The organism is Paenibacillus sp. cl123, assembly GCF_900101595.1.
Classification (GTDB): Bacteria; Bacillota; Bacilli; order Paenibacillales; family NBRC-103111; genus Paenibacillus_G.
The window spans coordinates 30,227-47,343 of record NZ_FMYY01000027.1 but is presented as its reverse complement, the minus strand read 5'-3'; the positions used below and the strand labels follow the sequence as shown (position 1 = coordinate 47,343).

Genomic DNA, 17,117 nt, shown 5'->3' with positions numbered 1-17,117 from the left:
AGGAAGGCAGAGAGGAGGCAGAGACGATGCAGATACGAGCACCGGAGCTTGCAGATGACACCCGCTTGCGGCCGCGCCTGCGCTTTGATGCGGTACGTTATGTGAAGGACCTGGCCCAAGCAGGGACGCCATTTGTGCGAAGCCATCAGCCGGTCCGCACGAAAGGGGCGGAGCATGGAGAACGCCGTCTGCCGTTGTCCGAGGCCGCGTCGATGCTGTACGAGCATCTGACCGAGCGCTCCAAGTCGGATCAGGCGTTGTACGAGGATATTATTCAAGCGGGACTCGGCGAACCGCTGGCCCAATGGCGAATGAAGGCCGTCATCGAAACGCTGCTGGTCGAATACCGGATTCAGGTAGAGCCGGCCACGCTCATTCATCCGCTCTCCCAGGCGGACAGCATATTTGCCGAAACCTGCGGTACAGGCTTGATCGAGGATTTGTACCGGCTGGATGACGTGGAGGAGGTGCAGGTGATCGGCCGGCATATTTTCCTGCTGAAGGGCGGCCGGATGGAACGTCATACCCGCATGTTCGGGTCGCTGGAGGATGTGCTAAGGCTTCAGGACAGGCTTGCGCTATGCGGAAAGAAGCCGATCAACGAACGGCAGCCCTTCGTTCAGTCCTATATGTGGAACCGCTCCCGGCTGGTCATGACGCGTCCGCCTTATTCGGATGTGCCGAGCATTCACATCCGGAATTTTATCGTCAAGGATGTGACGCTCGGCCAGCTTACGGGGCTGGGAACGATCAACGAGCGGATGGCGCAGCTGCTGCGGCTCCTCGTGCGTCATCACGCCAGCATGCTGATCGGCGGCGGGACGGCTACGGGCAAGACGACGTTTCTGTTCGCGCTGGCCGCCGAAATTCCCGAGCACGAGCGGATCAGGACGCTGGAGAAGGAGTTTGAGGTTGCGCTGCGGGAGAGGCTGCGGGGAACGAGAAATATTTTGGCGGTGCGCGAGGTTGAGGACATCCGGCTGTCGATGGAAGAATCGTTCAAGCCGCTGCTGGTGATGAGTCCCCACTGGGTCATTGTCGGCGAGGCCAAAGGCTCGGAGGTCGCCCAGATGGTGCAGGGGGCGCTGCGCGGTCACGATATGATGGGAACGATGCATACGAAATACCGGGATTCCTTCCTGAGCGATGTTGTGGATATGATCAAGCAGGACGGGCGGCAGCATGATACCGGGGATACGATGCGGCGGGTCGCAAGAGCCTTCAATATATTGATATTTCTGAGGCTGGTACAGGTGGAGGGCAGACCGCGGCGGGTGGTGACGGAAATTACGGAGCTTTCCGTCGATGAAGAGCAGCGTGTTTCGGTGAAGCCGCTCGTTGAATGGAGCTATGCGAAGCAGACGTGGAGCTTCACCGGAAATACGCTAAGCCGCTCCCTGACCGACCATCTGCTGGCTAACGGGGCGGATGGCCGCGATTTTGCGAAGCTGGGGGTTTGGGATGCATGCTTGGGCGATTAACCGCGGATTCGCTCGCTTGGATGGACGCCGTACAGCCTATCCTTCTGGGCATGTGGGTCATCGGCTCGCTGGGCTTGTCCCTGCTGGCAGCCCGGCTGCTCGTTTCGGTCTGGACGTACCGCCGCCGCCATCCTTCGCTGTACGGCTATGCAGGTCGCGGGAGGAGGCGGCGCAGCCTGGGAAGGCTTGCTGCCCGGCCGATCAAGCACCTGCGCGAAGAGCTGGATCTGGCGGAGCTCCGCTTCGGCGCGGAACCTGTGCTGATGGGGATGGGCGTGCTGGCGCTCGTCGGTTTTTTCGGCTCGGATGTCCTGCTTCAAGGCTTGTCCCGCACCATGTCCATCGGAGCGATGCCTCTGCAGGAGGGACATATTTGGCCCTTGAGCGCGATGATCGGCGTATTGACCGGCTCCATTCCCTATTTCCTCATCCGTTTTCGCGTGATGCGCAAGCGGGAGGGGATTGCCAGACGCATGATTATGCTGGTGCAAAATTTGATCGGCCATTACCGCCCGCGTTTGACGCTGGCCGATATGATTGTCAGCAGCGCGGATACGATGCCGGAGGAGGTGCGCGCGGAGTGGAGGCGGCTGGAGCTTGGACTGCACATGAAATCGATCGATCAGGCGCTGTATGAATTTGCCCGACGGGTGGACAATGAGTGGGCGCATGACTTGACCGACCTGCTGCTGATCGGGGCCCAATACGGGACCGATATGACGGAGTCGCTGCACCAGCTGGTCAACAAAATGCAGGCTTCCAAGCGCCACGAGGAAAACCGGCTGGCGATGATTACGGTATACCGGATCGGTACGACGTTCATGGTGGCATTCGCATTCTTCATCATCGGCTTCAATATCTATGCGGACCCGGTCAACTACACCCGTTATTTTGTCGAGCCCGGGGGGAAAAAGCTGCTGCTGCTTGCATTCGCGGTTATGTTCGTATCGATGGTGCTGGTTATAAGAACGGGCAGGCGGGCTTATTAGCCGAACCGGCCTCAGGTGCCTTATAGAGGAGGTGGAACCATTGCCGATTGCCGCCACCGCAGCCGCGGAAGCTGCCAGTCTGCGGGCGCTGATCGAAGCGCCGACTCAAGACGCCGGCCTGGCCGCCGGCTTAGCCGCGGGGCTTTCCGGGTACGCTTGGCTTGCTGTATTCGCCGTCGGCAGCGTTTTGCTGGCCTATGCCTGCGCCGGCTGGCTTCGCAGTTTGGACGGAGGCCGGATCTACCTGCTGCGGGAGCAGTGGAAGCGGCGTTTATCCGCCGGAAGGCTTGCTGTACGCCAGCGGCCGCCGCTGAGACAGGAACGGGAGGAGAGGGCCCACAGCGAGAGGGCGCGGCTGGCCGGGTTGTCTCCCTACTGGACGCGCAGCCGATTTGCCCAGGCTCAGCTGCTGTCGGCCCTGACTTTGCTGGCTTTGGGCCTGCTTTCCCAAGGGCTGCTTGCCGTCCCGGGACCGGGCTATCCAGGCGGCGGCGCTGCTGGAGCCGCGGGAAGCTGGCTGAAGCCGGCGCTGGCCGGGTTAGCCGGGTGGACGCTGCCTCGCTTGTGGCTGACGGCAGCCATCCGCGGCCGGAGGGCCAAGCTGCTGATGGAGATCGCCAAGCTGTCGCACCGCTTGTCCGTATGCGTTAGTGAGCGGGCCGACATGAGGGAGCTGATCATCCGGGCCGGACGGCCGCTGGAGCTGTTGAAGCCGGCGCTTCAGGAGCTGGCGGTGATGTGGGGCAAGGACCGCAGCCTGGCGATCTGCAGATTCCGCGAGCGGGTGGGGGTCCCGGAGGCATTTCCTCTGGTCAATGCGCTGGAAGCTATCAGCCGGGCGGATTCGCATGAAATTGCCAAGGTGCTGAAGGAGCAGACGGCCGGAATCGAAACAACGCTTGGGGCGGAGCGCGACCGTCAGTTGGAGAACGCGCCGGTATGGATCAGCTTCTATGTGATGGTGCCGTTCGCCGTGATCGTCGTGCTGTTTCTATACCCTTGGCTGATCACGATCTCGGAGCAGCTGATGACAAGCTTCGAAGGCTAATGATGGGGAAAGCGGGTGTGAGCGGATGTCCAAGCTGGTGATTGCCGTATTGCTTACGGTGCTGGTGGCCGGCGCTGCGTTGTACACCGTGGGCGGCCAACTGGCTCCTGCGGCGGGAACGGCGGGCAATCAGACGAAGCTGCGGATACAGGATGCGTTTGAATGAAGCGAAGGAAGCGAATGAAAACGAATGAAATGTGATGAAACGAGTGAAATGTGATGAAACGAATGAAACCTGATAGATGGAAGACTCAAAATCGCAGAAGTAAAAAACGAGAGGATGAGGCCAAGTGGGGAAATTGGTAATCGCATGCTTGTTGACCGTGCTGCTGGGGGGAGCGGCCATGTTTGTAGCCGGAACGCGAGTCGGTCCCGCGGTCGGAACGAAAGGAACCTCGCTGGGCACGAGTATTTCGACGGCGACGGTCAGCCAGACGGACGGCAGCGTGACGGCGACCGCTCCGTAGCCGATGAGCAAGCTGGTTACGATGTGCTTGCTTGTAGTGATTGTATTCGGCATTTGCCTGTTTGTATTCCGGCCGGGAGCCGGCGGAATCCAGGAGCAGCTGAGGGGAGGACATGCCACCATGACCGAGAAAATCCGCAGCTTCGATTATATAAGCAATTGAAAGGAGATCCGGCTGGAGCCCGGCGGAGTGCGGGGGCATTGCGCAGCGACGAGAGGGGCATGTCGAATGTGCTGGTCACGCTGATGATTATGCCGGTGCTGCTGTTTTTGGCCTTTGCCATCGTACCGTTTTTCGTATATGCGATGAAGGCGAATCATCTGAACACGATCGCCAATCATGCGCTGAAGGAGGCCGAAGCTGTCGGTTATGTCAGCACAGAGGTGCGCGGCAGGCTGGGCGGGCGGCTGGCCGCACTTGGCATGGGCCCGGTGGCGGCAGGCGGCGTCACGTACCCTTCCTTCACAGGCAGCACGGAAGCGCTGGTTTTGCGGGATGCGCCAGACCCGACCGTCAAGCTGGAGCTGATCTATCCGGCGCCCAATCTGACCCGCATCGTACGGGCGATTCGCGGAGGAGGGGGAGGCTCGGAGCATGAAGGGTTTTACCATATCGTGCTGTACGGCCGCAGCGAGGCTTACGAATGACTGATCGTGCTTTCCAAATGGCCGAACGGTTTTTCGGATGAGGGGTTGCGCAATTCAAATGACTGATCATAGCTTTCGACTAACTGAGAAGACCTTGCGCATGACAAAGCGAGCCTCTTTTCGCAGCGAGCGGGGCGGGGTGCATGTGCTGCTGGCGGCTTTGCTGGCGATTATTCCGGCCGTTTTGCTGTGGGGCGTCGCCTGGAGTTGGCTGCTTCACGCGCATACGATCTCCAAGTCGAAGCCGCTGCTGGATCAGGCAGCCCGGGCGGCTTCGATGAACGTGAACAAGGCCGAGGCCGCGCTGGGACGGATCGTCTGGGACGGACAGGCGGGGAGGGATGACTTCTTTCGCTACCTCCGGCTTAACTTCAGGCTGGCCCCCGATATGACGCCGCTGGCCGGAAGCCCGCTCACGGCGGCGCCGTTCGTTCACCGGCTTGAGTTTGTGGAGCATCCTTCCTACCCGTACCTGCTGACGAGGTCGATTACGGTGCATGAGGGCGGAGATAAGCACACGGTACGTCGGGTGCAGGTGACGATTTATGGCCCTTCGGTGCTGGCGATCGTCGAGCTTGCAAGCCCGCAGCTCGGAGGAGGCCGCGAAGAGCCGATCGTGCTGAGCAGTGTAGCCAGCGTACGCTTCCGATAAGCGATTTGAAGCAAAAGGGGAAGCGGAGAAAGAAACAGGATATTGGAGCAGGCAAAAAAGAAAAGGCGAAGGCTCTTGCACCTGCGGGGTCTTCGCCCTTTGCATTTTCGCGGGCCACCCGGTAATGTTAAGACAAACAAGCTTCCCTCTTATCGTCAGGGAACGGAACGAAAGGCGTGGTACGATCATGATAAACCGCAGCGAATACGAAAGACGGATAGAGCGCCTGCAGAGCGGGCTCCAGGAGAATGGGCTTGACGGCATGCTTATTGCGCAGAACGTGGATTTGTATTATTTGACCGGCTCGATGCAAACCGGTTATTTGCTTGTTCCGGCAAAGGGAGAGCCGCGCTTCATGGTTCGGCGCAGCGTCGCCCGGGCCCAGCAGGAGTCGGCCTGGCCGGTAGTGCCCCTAGGCTCGCTTCGTGAGCTGGGGCAGCAGCTCGGCCAGCTGTGTCCGGACTCGACTGCCGGAGGGAACGGGACGCTGCAGCTGGCCGCCGAATTCGATGTGCTGCCGGTGCAGCAGTTTCAGCGGCTGCAGCAAGCGCTGCCTGCGGTCCAATGGAAGGATGGCTCCGCCTTGATCCGCGAGGTGCGCATGATCAAGTCGGAGGGCGAGCTTGCGAAAATCCGCCAGGCGGCGCAGCTCGTGAACGAGGCGTTCGAGGATGCGCTCGGCTGGCTCCGGCCCGGGCTTCGCGAGCTGGACATCATGAGCCGGATCGAAGCTTATATGCGCTCGCGCGGGCATATCGGCGTCATGCGGCTTCGCGGGTTCAACCAGTCCGTCATCACGGGGATGATCGGAGCCGGGGAGGCTGCGGCCACGCCTACTTACTTCGACGGCCCCGCAGGCGGTCTTGGCCTTGGGGCTTTCTGTCCGCAGAGCGTCAGCCTGCGCCCGGTCGGACGCGACGAGCCGATCCTGATAGATATCGGCTGCTGTGTGGAAGGTTATGTGATCGACCAGACGCGGACCGTCGTGATCGGCCGTTTGGACGAGGAGCTGGAGCAAGCCTACGAGCAATCCGAGGCCATCCTGCGGCATACCGAGGCCGCGTTGAAGCCGGGGGAGGTTTGCGAGCAGCTGTATGCGGACTCGCTGCGGCTCGCGGACGAAGCGGGGCTCGCGGAGCATTTCATGGGCTATGGGGCCGATCAGGTCAAGTTTCTCGGACATGGCATCGGTCTGGAGATCGACGAGTGGCCTGTGCTGGCTCGCAGCTTCCGCTATACGCTTCGGCCGGGCATGGTGCTGGCCATTGAACCGAAATTTACGTTTCCCGGGCGCGGCGTCGTCGGTATCGAAAATAGCTATGCCATCACCGAAGACGGATTTGAGAAGCTGAGCGTAACCCGGGAAGGGTTGATCCGGCTGTAAAACCCCGCCGTCAAGAGCCGGACGGCATGATCCGCCGCTGCTGCCCTCTCATGGAGAAGGCGGCCTATACAAAAATAAGCATTCAGCCCAGACGGCGACGTCTGGGCTGAATGCATGGATGGGGCTTTAGTCCGCAGGAGGGAAATTTAGGTAAATAACAAAAATCGTACAGAAAGACCTAAAGATTTTTAAGGCCCGGGGTGGAAGGAACACAGTACAGTGTAAACATCCATGGAGCGAAGCTTCTAGTGAGAATGAAAGCGGTTTATTACGAGCGATCATTTTCTGCCCGCCAACAAGCTCCACATCAAATTCCCCAAGGAGGAGGAAATTTTTTTAATGAGGAGAGTTGGTTTGTTTGCTGTGTCCCTGGCGGTACTGCTCGTAACGATGCTGTCCAATATCGCCCATGCGGATGTGTCATCCCATTATCTGAATCCGCTGATGAAAGGAGCAGATCCTACCATTGAACGGCAAGACGACGGCTATTATTATTCGGCGGCAGGCGATGGCAATGTTGTCTTGAAACGGCATGAAACCATTCTTGGCGTTTCCACCGCAAAGAGTAAAGAAGTATGGAAATTACCCGAGGACCTGGAATTTATATGGGGGCCCGATGCGCACAGGATCGACGGCAAATGGTACATCTATTTCGCCTCCGGTCCGAAGGTCAGTGATGAAGCGGGGCGTTTTGCTTACGGGCATCCCAGCTCCTATGTGCTGGAGAACAGCTCGCCAGATCCATTTGAAGGGACTTGGGAGCTGAAGGGAACCTATGACAATGGAGACGGACTTACGCCCCAGAAGGGACTGCTGAATACGCAAAGCTACGGACTGCCTACCGGCTTTGTCACCATCAAGGGGCAGAGGTATATGACGTATACCAAATATTTTTATTTTATAGATCCAACGACGGGAAAGGAGAGATTTGATGAGTGCCCTACAATTGTCAAAATGAAAAATCCGTGGACATTGGAGGGGGAAGAAATCACGTTAGCCAGGCCGACCTACGACTGGGAGAAGTATGTGGATAATGTCAATGAAGGCGCGGCCGTGGTGGAGCGAAACGGTAAAGTTTTTTTCGCTTATTCCGCAAGCAGCTACACGCATGATAACTATGCTGTCGGCTTGTCCTGGGCCGATCTGGCGCAAAGCGTGGAGAATGAAGCGGCATGGCATAAGCATCCCGAGCCGATCATGAAACGTTCGGACGAAAACGGCTCTTATTCGACGGGCTCGCCGCTATTCCTGAAATCGGAGGACGGCACAGAGGATTGGATTACATACCATGGCATTCCGACCCATAGTCAAGGGGGCAAAAACAGAGAAGTTCGCGCCCAGCGGATCAATTGGGACGACAATGACTTCATCAATCTGGGCATCCCGTCCAACCCGGGCACGGTGCTGAGCCGCCCTTCGGGCGAGGAGAAGAGCGAAGTTTATGAAGCTGAGGACGCGCAATTATCAGGGGCTGTAAGAGCAACGATGAACAGCATCTATGCCTCGTCCGGCCGATATGCCCGGTACAGCAATAGCGCTGACAGCGACTATGTGGAGTTTACGGTCGACACCCAGGCAGGCGGGATTTACTCGCTGGACTTCCGTTACAACAACAATACGGCAGAGCCGATCACCATGACGCTGGGCGTGAACCAGGAGGCTCCGGCCGCGCTTGTATTTCCGTCCAATGCCGGACCGGAGAAGAAGCTGAATTTCGACTTGAAAACGGTTCACAACATCCGGCTGAATGAAGGAAGCAACATCGTGCGTCTATCCGGTAAAAGCGCCTTGGGGCTGGACGCGATCATTGCCAAGAAAAGCGTCTTGTATGAAGCGGAGAGCGCGCAGCTGTCAGGAGGCGCGGTCGTCGCTCAAAATCATGCGGGCTATAGCGGTTCAGGCTATGCCAGCGGGTTCACGGAGCCGAACGCGGCTGTCAGCTTTACCGTAAACGCACCTCGCGCGGGCAGCTATTCGGTCAAGCTGGCTTATGGCGCGGGAGGCGAGGACGATGGAACTTTGACCATGTATGTGAATGGCGTGAAGATCAAACAAGCGAATTTCTTCGGTCTGAAGGCATGGGATAAGTGGGCCGACCGCTATGACAACGTATTCCTGAAAGAAGGCGGCAATGTCATCACCTATAAGTATGACAATGGCGATGCGGCGGATGTGAACCTCGATTATATCACCGTTACCGAAGCGGCGACCTGGACGTACGAGGCGGAATCGGCCCATACGACAGGCGGAGCGGATGCTGGGATCGTTCAGGCTCAGGATGGCAATACGGGAACCGGCTATGTGAGCGGCCTGTCCCAGGCGAACTCGTCCGTGGAATTTTCTGTGGATGCCGAGTATGCGGCCAGCTATGATCTCAAGCTGCGATACGCCACGGAGCAGGGCGGCAAAACATTGTCGCTGGAGGTGAACGGTGCGCCTGTGCAGGACATCGTCCTTCCCCACTCCGGAGGGGCCGGGATATGGAAGGAATACACGGTGACCGTTCCCCTGAACAAAGGGAAAAACAGCATCGCCTATAAGAACGCGGCCGGGGATTCAGGCGTCATCCGGATCGATCATATTCATCTGAATAAACGCACGCCCTGGAAATACCAGGCGGAAGCGGCAGCCCTCTCAGGCACGCCGGGAATCGGCAGAGACCGTCTATGGTTTGAAGGCAACGGTTATGTCGGCTTATTCCAGAAAAAAGGGGATGCTGTCCGTTTCGAAGTAAATGTCCCCTATACGGCGGCCTATACGTCAACCTTGCGTTATTCGGGCGTACAGTCGACGAATCGAACCATGACCCTGTATGTGAATGGCAACCGGGTTAAGCAAGTTTCCTTGCCGCCGACAGCGAATTGGGATACCTGGATGGACGCGACCGAGACAGTCCATCTGCAGGCCGGGAAGAATAGCATTGAATTCCGCCGTGAGGAAGGGGATACGGGCCAGCTCAATATAGACAGCCTGACTCTGGATAAATTCAGCGGCGGCTTCATGAGCACGAAGGCCAAGGAGCTGACTCCCGAGAAGATGGTGAAGATCCAGCCGAAGCACAGCGGCAAGGCGCTGAGCGTGGCAGGGGAGAAGTACAATCAGGGAGCGGCCGTCATCCAATTTTCCAATGGCGAAACCAACAGTCAATTGATGCGCTTCGTGGATTTGGGAACAGGCTATTACCGGATTCTGATTATGCGCGGCGCACGTTTCCTCGATATCAAGCCTGATTCGGGCATCCAGGAGCTGATTCTCAATCAGACTATGGAGGAAGCTCCCATCCCCTCCGATAGCGAACAATGGCGTTTGGAGAAGGATGGCGATTACTACAAAATCATCAACAAAAGCAATGGCAAAGTGATTACGGTCAATGAAGCTTCCAAAGGAAACAACGCGGTTATACGGCTGGCCGATGACGAGGGGAAAGATCACCAGCGGTTTAAGATCGAGCTGCGCAATCTGTATGACAATACCTTCTATGCGGTGTCGGACATTTCGGCTGTCCCGGACACGGCGCAGGCCGGGCAGGAGCTGACTCTCTTCGGAACAGTCTCGCCGGATTGGGCCACGCGCAAAAGCATCGCCTGGAGCATCAAGGATGCCGGGCAAACAAGGGCTGTCCTGGACGGAAATGTGCTGACCGCCACCAGAGCGGGAACTGTCATTGTCACCGCTACGATTGAAGAAGGCAGCGATACCGGTGTGAGCTACTCCAAGGACTTCACCATCACCGTCTCCAAGAAGGACGCGGATGTTAGTCCGGAAAAGGCAACCTACGATCTCTATGTGCCGGGAGATGTCAGCACCGGCATCATATGGAATGAAGCCAAATCTGTGACCGGCGTGGTATACGCGGCAACAGTAGCAGGCGCCGTATACAATGGCGCATTGACAACGGATGATTATACGGTCAGCGGGGACATGTTGACTATCAAGCGTGAGACTATGGCCGCATGGGGGCTGCAGAAGGGCGATACGGTAGACTTTTCTATCCAGTTTAATCAAGGGAACCCTGCTGTGCTCAGTGTCAATGTGGTGGACAGCTTTGCTTTGACCAGCCATCTTATTACGGTGGCAGCCGAGGGGCATGGCATTGCCAGCGCCAATGTACCTTCGGCAGTCAAGGATACGGCGATTACGTTAACCGCCACGCCAGATCCGGGCCAGCTCTTCAAGGGCTGGAAGGTGATCAGTCCCGGCAGCCTGAGAGTGACCGACAACACCTTCATCATGCCGGACGAGGCGGTGGCCATCACGGCGATATTCGGAGCGCCGTCCTACGGCGTGACCTATAACGGCAACGGCGCGGCAAGCGGTCACGCACCGGTTGATAACAGCAGCTATGAGCAAGGCGTCACGGTATCGGTCTACGGCAATACCGGCAATCTGGAGAAGCCTGGTTATGTATTTGCCGGCTGGAATGTACGGGCGGACGGCAGCGGAGCCGGCTACACGGAAGGTCAGACATTCACAATGGGCGGGGCGAATGTGACCCTGTATGCGCAATGGACGGCTAAACAATCGGGCGGTTCTTCTGGGGGAGGCTCGGATGAGGGGGACTCATCCGGCGGCAGCTCGCCATCCGCAACAGCGGGCAAAGAAATGAATTCGGTCAGCAGCAGCCAATTTACGGTTCCGGCCGACAAGAAGGGTGAATACGGCCTGGGGGACGAGATCAAGATTGAGATTCCTGCGGGCGCTTCCCGAAAGGAATTCCAGCTTAGCATCAGCAAGATAACGGATACGCAAAAGCTGCTTGCAGGCCAAGCTGCGCCGGCCAGCCCGGTGTTCGAGCTTCGGAAGGATTTCCCCGGGGATTTCGACAAGGAAATTACGCTGACGCTTGCTTTCGATCCGGCCCGCATCAAGAAGGGTCAACAGCCGGCTGTATTTGCCTATGACGAAGCGCAAAAAAACTGGAGGGCATTAGGCGGACAAATCAACGGGGCCGCTTCCATTGCCGTGAAGGTGAGCAGCGTTGCCAAGTTTGCGGTATTCGGCGTCGATCAGGCGGCCAACCCGCCCGCTCCGAAGCCGGCGGTCAACTTGAGCGACCTGGCGGCGCACTGGGCGGAGACCGATGTCAAGCAAGCGATTGACCTGGGAATCGTCAGCGGTTATCCGGATGGTACGTTCAAGCCGGATCGGACGGTAACGCGGGCCGAGTTTGCCGTCATGCTCATCCATGCGCTTAAGCCGCAAGAGAACCGTCATGAAAGCGCACCGCTGACGTTCACCGATAAGGAACAGATTGGCGCCTGGGCGATGGATGCCGTGGAGCAGGCGGTGCGGGCAGGGATTATTTCCGGTTACGAGGACGGTTCCTTCCGCCCGGATGCCGAGATGACCCGCAGCGAGATGGCCAAGATGATCGCAAGCGCCCTGGGGCAGTCAGGCGAGGGGGCTGCAACCGCGGGTTTTGCGGATGACGCGGCTATTCCCGACTGGGCCAAGGATGCCGTCGCGGTCTTGAGCAAGCGGGGCATTATGGAAGGCAAAGGAGGGAATCAGTTTGCTCCGGGCGATCAAGCAACAAGAGCGGAGGCGATCAGGGTACTGCTGAACATGCTGAGTTATAGAAAGTAGAAGCAGGAAGCGTGAACTGGAAGGGCTGACATCATTTCAAGGAGGATTGCACATGGTCAGGAATAAATTCAGACATCTGCTGCTTTGTCTCGCGGTGCTGCTGATGCTGCCGCAATGGAGCGGACTAGTCGGGGCTGCGGAGCCGTCGCCGGGTTCGGCGGATGCCATACCTTCGTTTGCGCAGGAGGGGAAAAATGTGTCGGATTTCTACAATGTCATTATGCAGACAGGAGCCGATCCTTGGGTTTACAAGCACACGGACGGCTATTACTACAACGTCTTCGCGAACGCCAGCGGCGTCGTGATCCGCAGGGCGAAGACCATCTCCGGTCTTGAGGCGGGCGAGAGGCGCCTGGCGTGGTCGCCGGTCAAGGGCACCATGTACAGCTCCAATATTTGGGCGCCGGAGATGCACTATCTCAAGGATACCGACGGCCAATTCAAATGGTATATTTATGTCGCTGCCGACAACGGAACCAATGCCAATCACCGCATGTACGTGCTGGAGAACGCCAGTGCCAATCCGTTGACCGGCACCTGGGAGTTCAAAGGGAAGATTACCGATCCTTCCGATCGTTGGGCGATCGACGGCACGGTGCTGACGGTGGGTGAGCAGCATTATTTCATCTGGTCCGGCTGGGAAGAAACGGACGGAAGCTTCCAGAACTTATATATTGCGGAGATGAGTGATCCGCGGACCATCAGCTCGGAGAGGGTATTGCTTTCGACGTCTGAATATGACTGGGAATCGTCCCCGGCCCGAATTAATGAAGGCCCCCAAGTCACGGTAAAAGGCGACACGATCAATCTGGTCTATTCCGCAAACGGAAGCTGGACAGACAGCTATTGCCTCGGGCTGATCACAGCCAAGATCGGCGATGATTTGATGAATCCCGATTCCTGGGTGAAAAAAGACAAGCCGATCTTCTCCAGCGCCAACGGCGTTTACGGCCCGGGTCATCACAGCATCGTCACGTCTCCTGACGGCACAGAAGACTGGATCATCTATCATGCCGCCCGCTGGCCGGGATCGGGATGGACCCGTAAAGTCCACACGCAGAAATTCACTTGGAATTCTGACAATACGCCGAACCTGGGCGAGCCTGCCGATCCGAACATCCCGATTGCCACGCCTTCGGGCGAGCCGGTGCGGAAGCGTTATGAAGCGGAAAACGCGCTGCTGGTGAAAGCTCCGGGCGGTGAAGCTTCTCCCGCTGTCCGGCGGGAGGCCACCGCTTCCGGCGGGATGAAGATTGCCAACATCAAGAACGCCGATGATTATGCCCAGTTTACCGTCAATGTGCCGGAGACGGGATTTTATATGCTGGCCGTGCGCAATGCCAACGGCTCGCCCAATGCGGCCGATGCTTCTCATATTTTGTCGATCAACGGGAGCTCGGGCATCAATTTGAGCATCGTGTATTCCGGCGTGAATCGTTGGGGACTATCCTCCGCGAAGGTCTATCTGAAGGAAGGCGACAATATTCTCCGCTTCTCGAAGGGAAATAACCTCGCCGAAATCGACAGCTTGGATCTATTTAAGCTGGATGCCACGGAGATGCTATTCGCTGCCCCGGGGTATACGCTCGGATTGGGTGAAACCCACAGCTTGCCTTTGTATACGGTAACAGGCACGACCTATACCGCTGTAGAGGCAGGAGCAACCTTCACCTCTTCCGATACGAAGATCGCCGCTATTGACGGTGGTGGCGGGGTTAAGGCTGTCGGTGCGGGCAGTGCTACAATTACCGCCACCTATAACGGGAAAACGGCGACAGCCACAGTTACCGTTGCGGCGGAGCCCAAAGCTGTGCAGTCCGTTGCTGTCGGCGGACTGGACCGCATCCTGACCAGCGGACAGAGCAGCGGGCCTTTGCAGGTAATGGCCAACTATAACAATTACGAGGTTCAGAATGTGACAGCGGCTGCCCAGTACACGAGCAGCGATCCGGAAGTGGCCGGAATTGATTCTGTGACCCATGCGGTCTATGCGGTAAAGCCGGGCACAGCTTCGATTACAGCCGAATACAACGGCAAGAAGACAGCGCTCAGCTTGGCCGTGATCGCAGCTTCTGATGCGGTTCAGGTTGCTACCCAAGTGAAGACGCCTTCCGGAGTAGCCCCTAAGCTGCCGAGCGTAGTTGATGTAGTCTACAACAGCCAGTCGAAGAAAGCAGAGGTCGTCAGCTGGGAGCCGGAGGGACTTGACTTCTACTCCCTTGGCACGGTTCAGCTGCCTGTCATCCTGAAGCTGGATGGCCGTGAGTTTCCTTCCACCGTTTCCGTAAACGTTATTCCGGGCTGGGGCCTTGATGAGATTGTGAATCAGCTCCGCAGCAAGCTGGTCAATTTCTCTTATCCTTTGGGTGACGGGCTGGGCAACTACAGCCAATCCAAGTATGATGCCTTCGCAGCCGAGGTGAACAAGGCGGAAGAGCTGGCCGGCAACGCCGATTTGAGCAAAGAGCAGTTTAACGAGCAACTGGATAAGCTTGCGCAAGCGGAAGCCGCTTTGTTAGGTTCGCTGAACAGCGTTCAGGACGGCGTTGTCTATAACGCTTACCGGGATTTCTCCGGCGATACGATTGGCAAGTATCCTTATGGCATTACGACCGAGGATCTGACCAATGGCGCTTCCGCCACTGTACAGGAAGAGGCCGGGAATCGGTTCCTCCGGGTGACCACAACGGCGACCTCGGGCAAGGCCAACCTGTTCCTGCCGTATGCAGGCGAGGTACGGGCTGAGGCGGATGAGCGCATCGTCATCGAATACCGTGCCAGACTAAACACCAATTTTCAGTACGCCAATGGCGCCATGGTGCGCAACGACAGCGGCACAGGCAATTACTCCTTGGTCACGGCTTTTGATATGGGTAAAATTATCGTACAGAATGGACCTTCCACGAAGGTCAAGGTCCAAGACTTTCAGTACAATACCTGGTACAAAATCAAAATGGTGGCGAATTGGGACGCCAAAACTTATACCGTTTATATAAACGATGTTGAGGTGGCCACCGATTACAATTTCCGTCATACAGGCGGTGAGAAGCTGGCTGGCCAGCGGTTCGGCGTCGATGGCTATGCCAATGCCTCCATTGACTTTGATGATTTCAAAGCGATGGTGATCGGAGGACCGAAGGCTGCGCCCACGGGGCTCAATCACACCAATGAAACGGCGGTTGGAGCCAATGACGGACGCATCACCGGGGTTAATTCTTCCATGGAGTGGTCCTCCGACAACGGCAGCACCTGGTTGAGCGTCGAAGGGGACGCCATCGCCAATCTTTCTCCCGGAACTTATTGGGTTCGTTACGCACAGACGGATACTCATAAAGCCAGTCCCCATGTAGCGTTGACCATTGCCGTCTATACGCCGCCGGTGCTTGTGACGAGTGTGAGCCTGAATCAGACCGCCGCCCAGCTGTATACCAATCACGGGGCTTCGACTGTTCAGCTTACAGCAGACGTGAAACCCGCTGACGCAGCCAACAAGACGGTGACCTGGAGCAGCTCCAATCCGGCTGTAGCTACCGTGGATGAGCACGGTCTGGTGACGGTTCATGCCGCAGGCTCAGCCGTGATTACGGTAGCCACTGAAGACGGCGGTTACACGGCTTCCTGCGTTGTAACGGTGAGTGTATACAATAACGACAACGGCGGCGGCGATACCTCAAGCGGCGGCAGCGATCCCGCCGTTCCGACTAAACCGTCTGCACCGTCTACGGAAGTCAAAAACAAGGATGGCAGCACGACCGTGAGCAGCACCGATCAGACAACCGGCACGGTAACGGAGACTACGGTGTGGCCGAATGGCGATCGTGAAGTGAGAACGAAAGAACGCAACGGTACCATTACCGAGGTCGTCACCAAGCAGGATGGCAGCAAGCGGGAGACCGTGAGCAAGCCAGATGGAAGCAGCCGCTCTGTCACCACGGATGCGAAGGGGGTCCAGGTTGAGACCGTCACGACTGCTCTCGGGGCGGTAACTGCCGCCATCCATCTGCCTGAAGGCGTAACGCAAGCGCGGGTTACCGTTCCGTTCAAGAATGCTTCCGCTTCCACGGTAGCCTTTGCCGTTCGGGAGAACGGGACGAAGGAAGTGATCGGAACGGTTGTCACCGAAGCCGGATTGAGCTTTACAGCCAAAGGAAATATGACGGTGAAGCTGATCGACAACAAGGTTGTTTTCCAGGATGTGCCTGACAGCCATTGGGCGGCAGAAGCGATTGCCTTCACGGCAAGCCGCGAATGGCTGCTCGGAACGGAGCCGGGAACCTTCGCGCCGGGTGTATCCGTGAGCCGCGCCATGCTGTTTACCGTGCTGGCTCGTGTGCATGGCGTTGAGACCGAAGGCGGAGAGTATTGGTACAGCAAGGCCGCAGACTGGGCTGTCGCCTCCGAGATCAGCGATGGCAGTAATCCCGAAGCTTCCATGACCCGGGAACAGCTGATTACTGTCCTGCACCGTTACGCCGAACAGCCTGCCGCCAGCGGCAATGGCATAAGCTTTGCGGACGGCGGCCAAGTGTCCGCCTGGGCCAACGATGCCATCGATTGGGCTGTATCGGCAGGTATTCTTACCGGCAAGCCGGGGAACCTTCTGGAGCCTGCCGGCGCTGTTACCCGGGCTGAAGTATCCGCCATGCTTGCGCGCTTTATAGCGTGGCGCAGCAACTGAAGCGGCCAGACGGAGCGCAATAAATAACCAAGGAGCCAGGCGGGAACGTCCGCCAGGCTCCTTGGTTATTTTGCGTCCCGCGCGGCCGGTCGGCTTTGTAGAAGAAACAAAAATCGTACAGAAACACCTAAAGATTCTTAAGGCCCGGCATGGGCCAACCGCGGTACATTATAAGCAACACATCG

General features: G+C 57.7%; 11 protein-coding genes. All 11 read left to right on the top strand.

Annotated features, from left to right (window positions below):
• Positions 1-26 precede the first annotated feature (26 nt).
• The 11 genes from BLR08_RS26850 to BLR08_RS26815 all read left to right on the top strand — a co-directional run bounded on the left by BLR08_RS26850 (position 27) and on the right by BLR08_RS26815 (position 16,932).
• A complete protein-coding gene (locus BLR08_RS26850; RefSeq protein ID WP_072337438.1) occupies positions 27-1,481 on the top strand; it encodes an ATPase, T2SS/T4P/T4SS family in 1,455 nt (484 codons plus the stop codon).
• Positions 1,466-2,470, top strand: a complete 1,005-nt coding sequence (locus BLR08_RS26845) for a type II secretion system F family protein (protein WP_256257796.1) — start codon at positions 1,466-1,468, stop codon at positions 2,468-2,470. Before BLR08_RS26850 ends, BLR08_RS26845 begins: the two co-directional genes overlap by 16 nt.
• A 40-nt stretch (positions 2,471-2,510) precedes the next feature.
• Complete coding sequence (locus BLR08_RS31910; protein ID WP_256257795.1) at positions 2,511-3,518, top strand: hypothetical protein; 1,008 nt, start codon at positions 2,511-2,513, stop codon at positions 3,516-3,518.
• Positions 3,519-3,543: 25 nt separating this feature from the next.
• A complete protein-coding gene (locus BLR08_RS31325; protein WP_176835618.1) occupies positions 3,544-3,684 on the top strand; it encodes a hypothetical protein in 141 nt (46 codons plus the stop codon).
• Between the two features lie 124 nt (positions 3,685-3,808).
• Positions 3,809-3,985 carry a hypothetical protein gene (locus BLR08_RS31320; protein ID WP_176835617.1) on the top strand — a complete coding sequence of 59 codons (177 nt, stop codon included), beginning with the start codon at positions 3,809-3,811 and terminating at the stop codon, positions 3,983-3,985.
• Between the two features lie 3 nt (positions 3,986-3,988).
• Positions 3,989-4,147, top strand: coding sequence for a hypothetical protein (locus BLR08_RS31315; protein ID WP_176835616.1), 159 nt, complete (start codon positions 3,989-3,991; stop codon positions 4,145-4,147).
• Between the two features lie 38 nt (positions 4,148-4,185).
• Complete coding sequence (locus BLR08_RS26835) at positions 4,186-4,632, top strand: hypothetical protein (protein WP_256328369.1); 447 nt, start codon at positions 4,186-4,188, stop codon at positions 4,630-4,632.
• A gap of 100 nt (positions 4,633-4,732) precedes the next feature.
• Entirely contained in the window at positions 4,733-5,284 is a 552-nt protein-coding gene (locus tag BLR08_RS26830) for a hypothetical protein (protein WP_083537511.1), read from the top strand.
• 187 nt (positions 5,285-5,471) lie between these two features.
• Complete coding sequence (locus BLR08_RS26825) at positions 5,472-6,668, top strand: M24 family metallopeptidase (protein WP_072337434.1); 1,197 nt, start codon at positions 5,472-5,474, stop codon at positions 6,666-6,668.
• 339 nt (positions 6,669-7,007) lie between these two features.
• Positions 7,008-12,254: an S-layer homology domain-containing protein gene (locus tag BLR08_RS26820; RefSeq protein ID WP_083537510.1), complete on the top strand. Its 5,247-nt coding sequence runs from the start codon at positions 7,008-7,010 to the stop codon at positions 12,252-12,254.
• 52 nt (positions 12,255-12,306) lie between these two features.
• Complete coding sequence (locus BLR08_RS26815) at positions 12,307-16,932, top strand: family 43 glycosylhydrolase (protein ID WP_072337430.1); 4,626 nt, start codon at positions 12,307-12,309, stop codon at positions 16,930-16,932.
• Positions 16,933-17,117 lie beyond the last annotated feature (185 nt).

Coding starts and splice junctions, on each gene's coding strand:
- BLR08_RS26820 (WP_083537510.1), top strand. CDS start 7,008: ATGAGGAGAGTTGGTTTGTTTGCTGTGTCCCTGGCGGTACTGCTCGTA.
- BLR08_RS31315 (WP_176835616.1), top strand. CDS start 3,989: ATGAGCAAGCTGGTTACGATGTGCTTGCTTGTAGTGATTGTATTCGGC.
- BLR08_RS26850 (WP_072337438.1), top strand. CDS start 27: ATGCAGATACGAGCACCGGAGCTTGCAGATGACACCCGCTTGCGGCCG.
- BLR08_RS26815 (WP_072337430.1), top strand. CDS start 12,307: ATGGTCAGGAATAAATTCAGACATCTGCTGCTTTGTCTCGCGGTGCTG.
- BLR08_RS26845 (WP_256257796.1), top strand. CDS start 1,466: ATGCTTGGGCGATTAACCGCGGATTCGCTCGCTTGGATGGACGCCGTA.
- BLR08_RS31325 (WP_176835618.1), top strand. CDS start 3,544: ATGTCCAAGCTGGTGATTGCCGTATTGCTTACGGTGCTGGTGGCCGGC.
- BLR08_RS26825 (WP_072337434.1), top strand. CDS start 5,472: ATGATAAACCGCAGCGAATACGAAAGACGGATAGAGCGCCTGCAGAGC.
- BLR08_RS26830 (WP_083537511.1), top strand. CDS start 4,733: ATGACAAAGCGAGCCTCTTTTCGCAGCGAGCGGGGCGGGGTGCATGTG.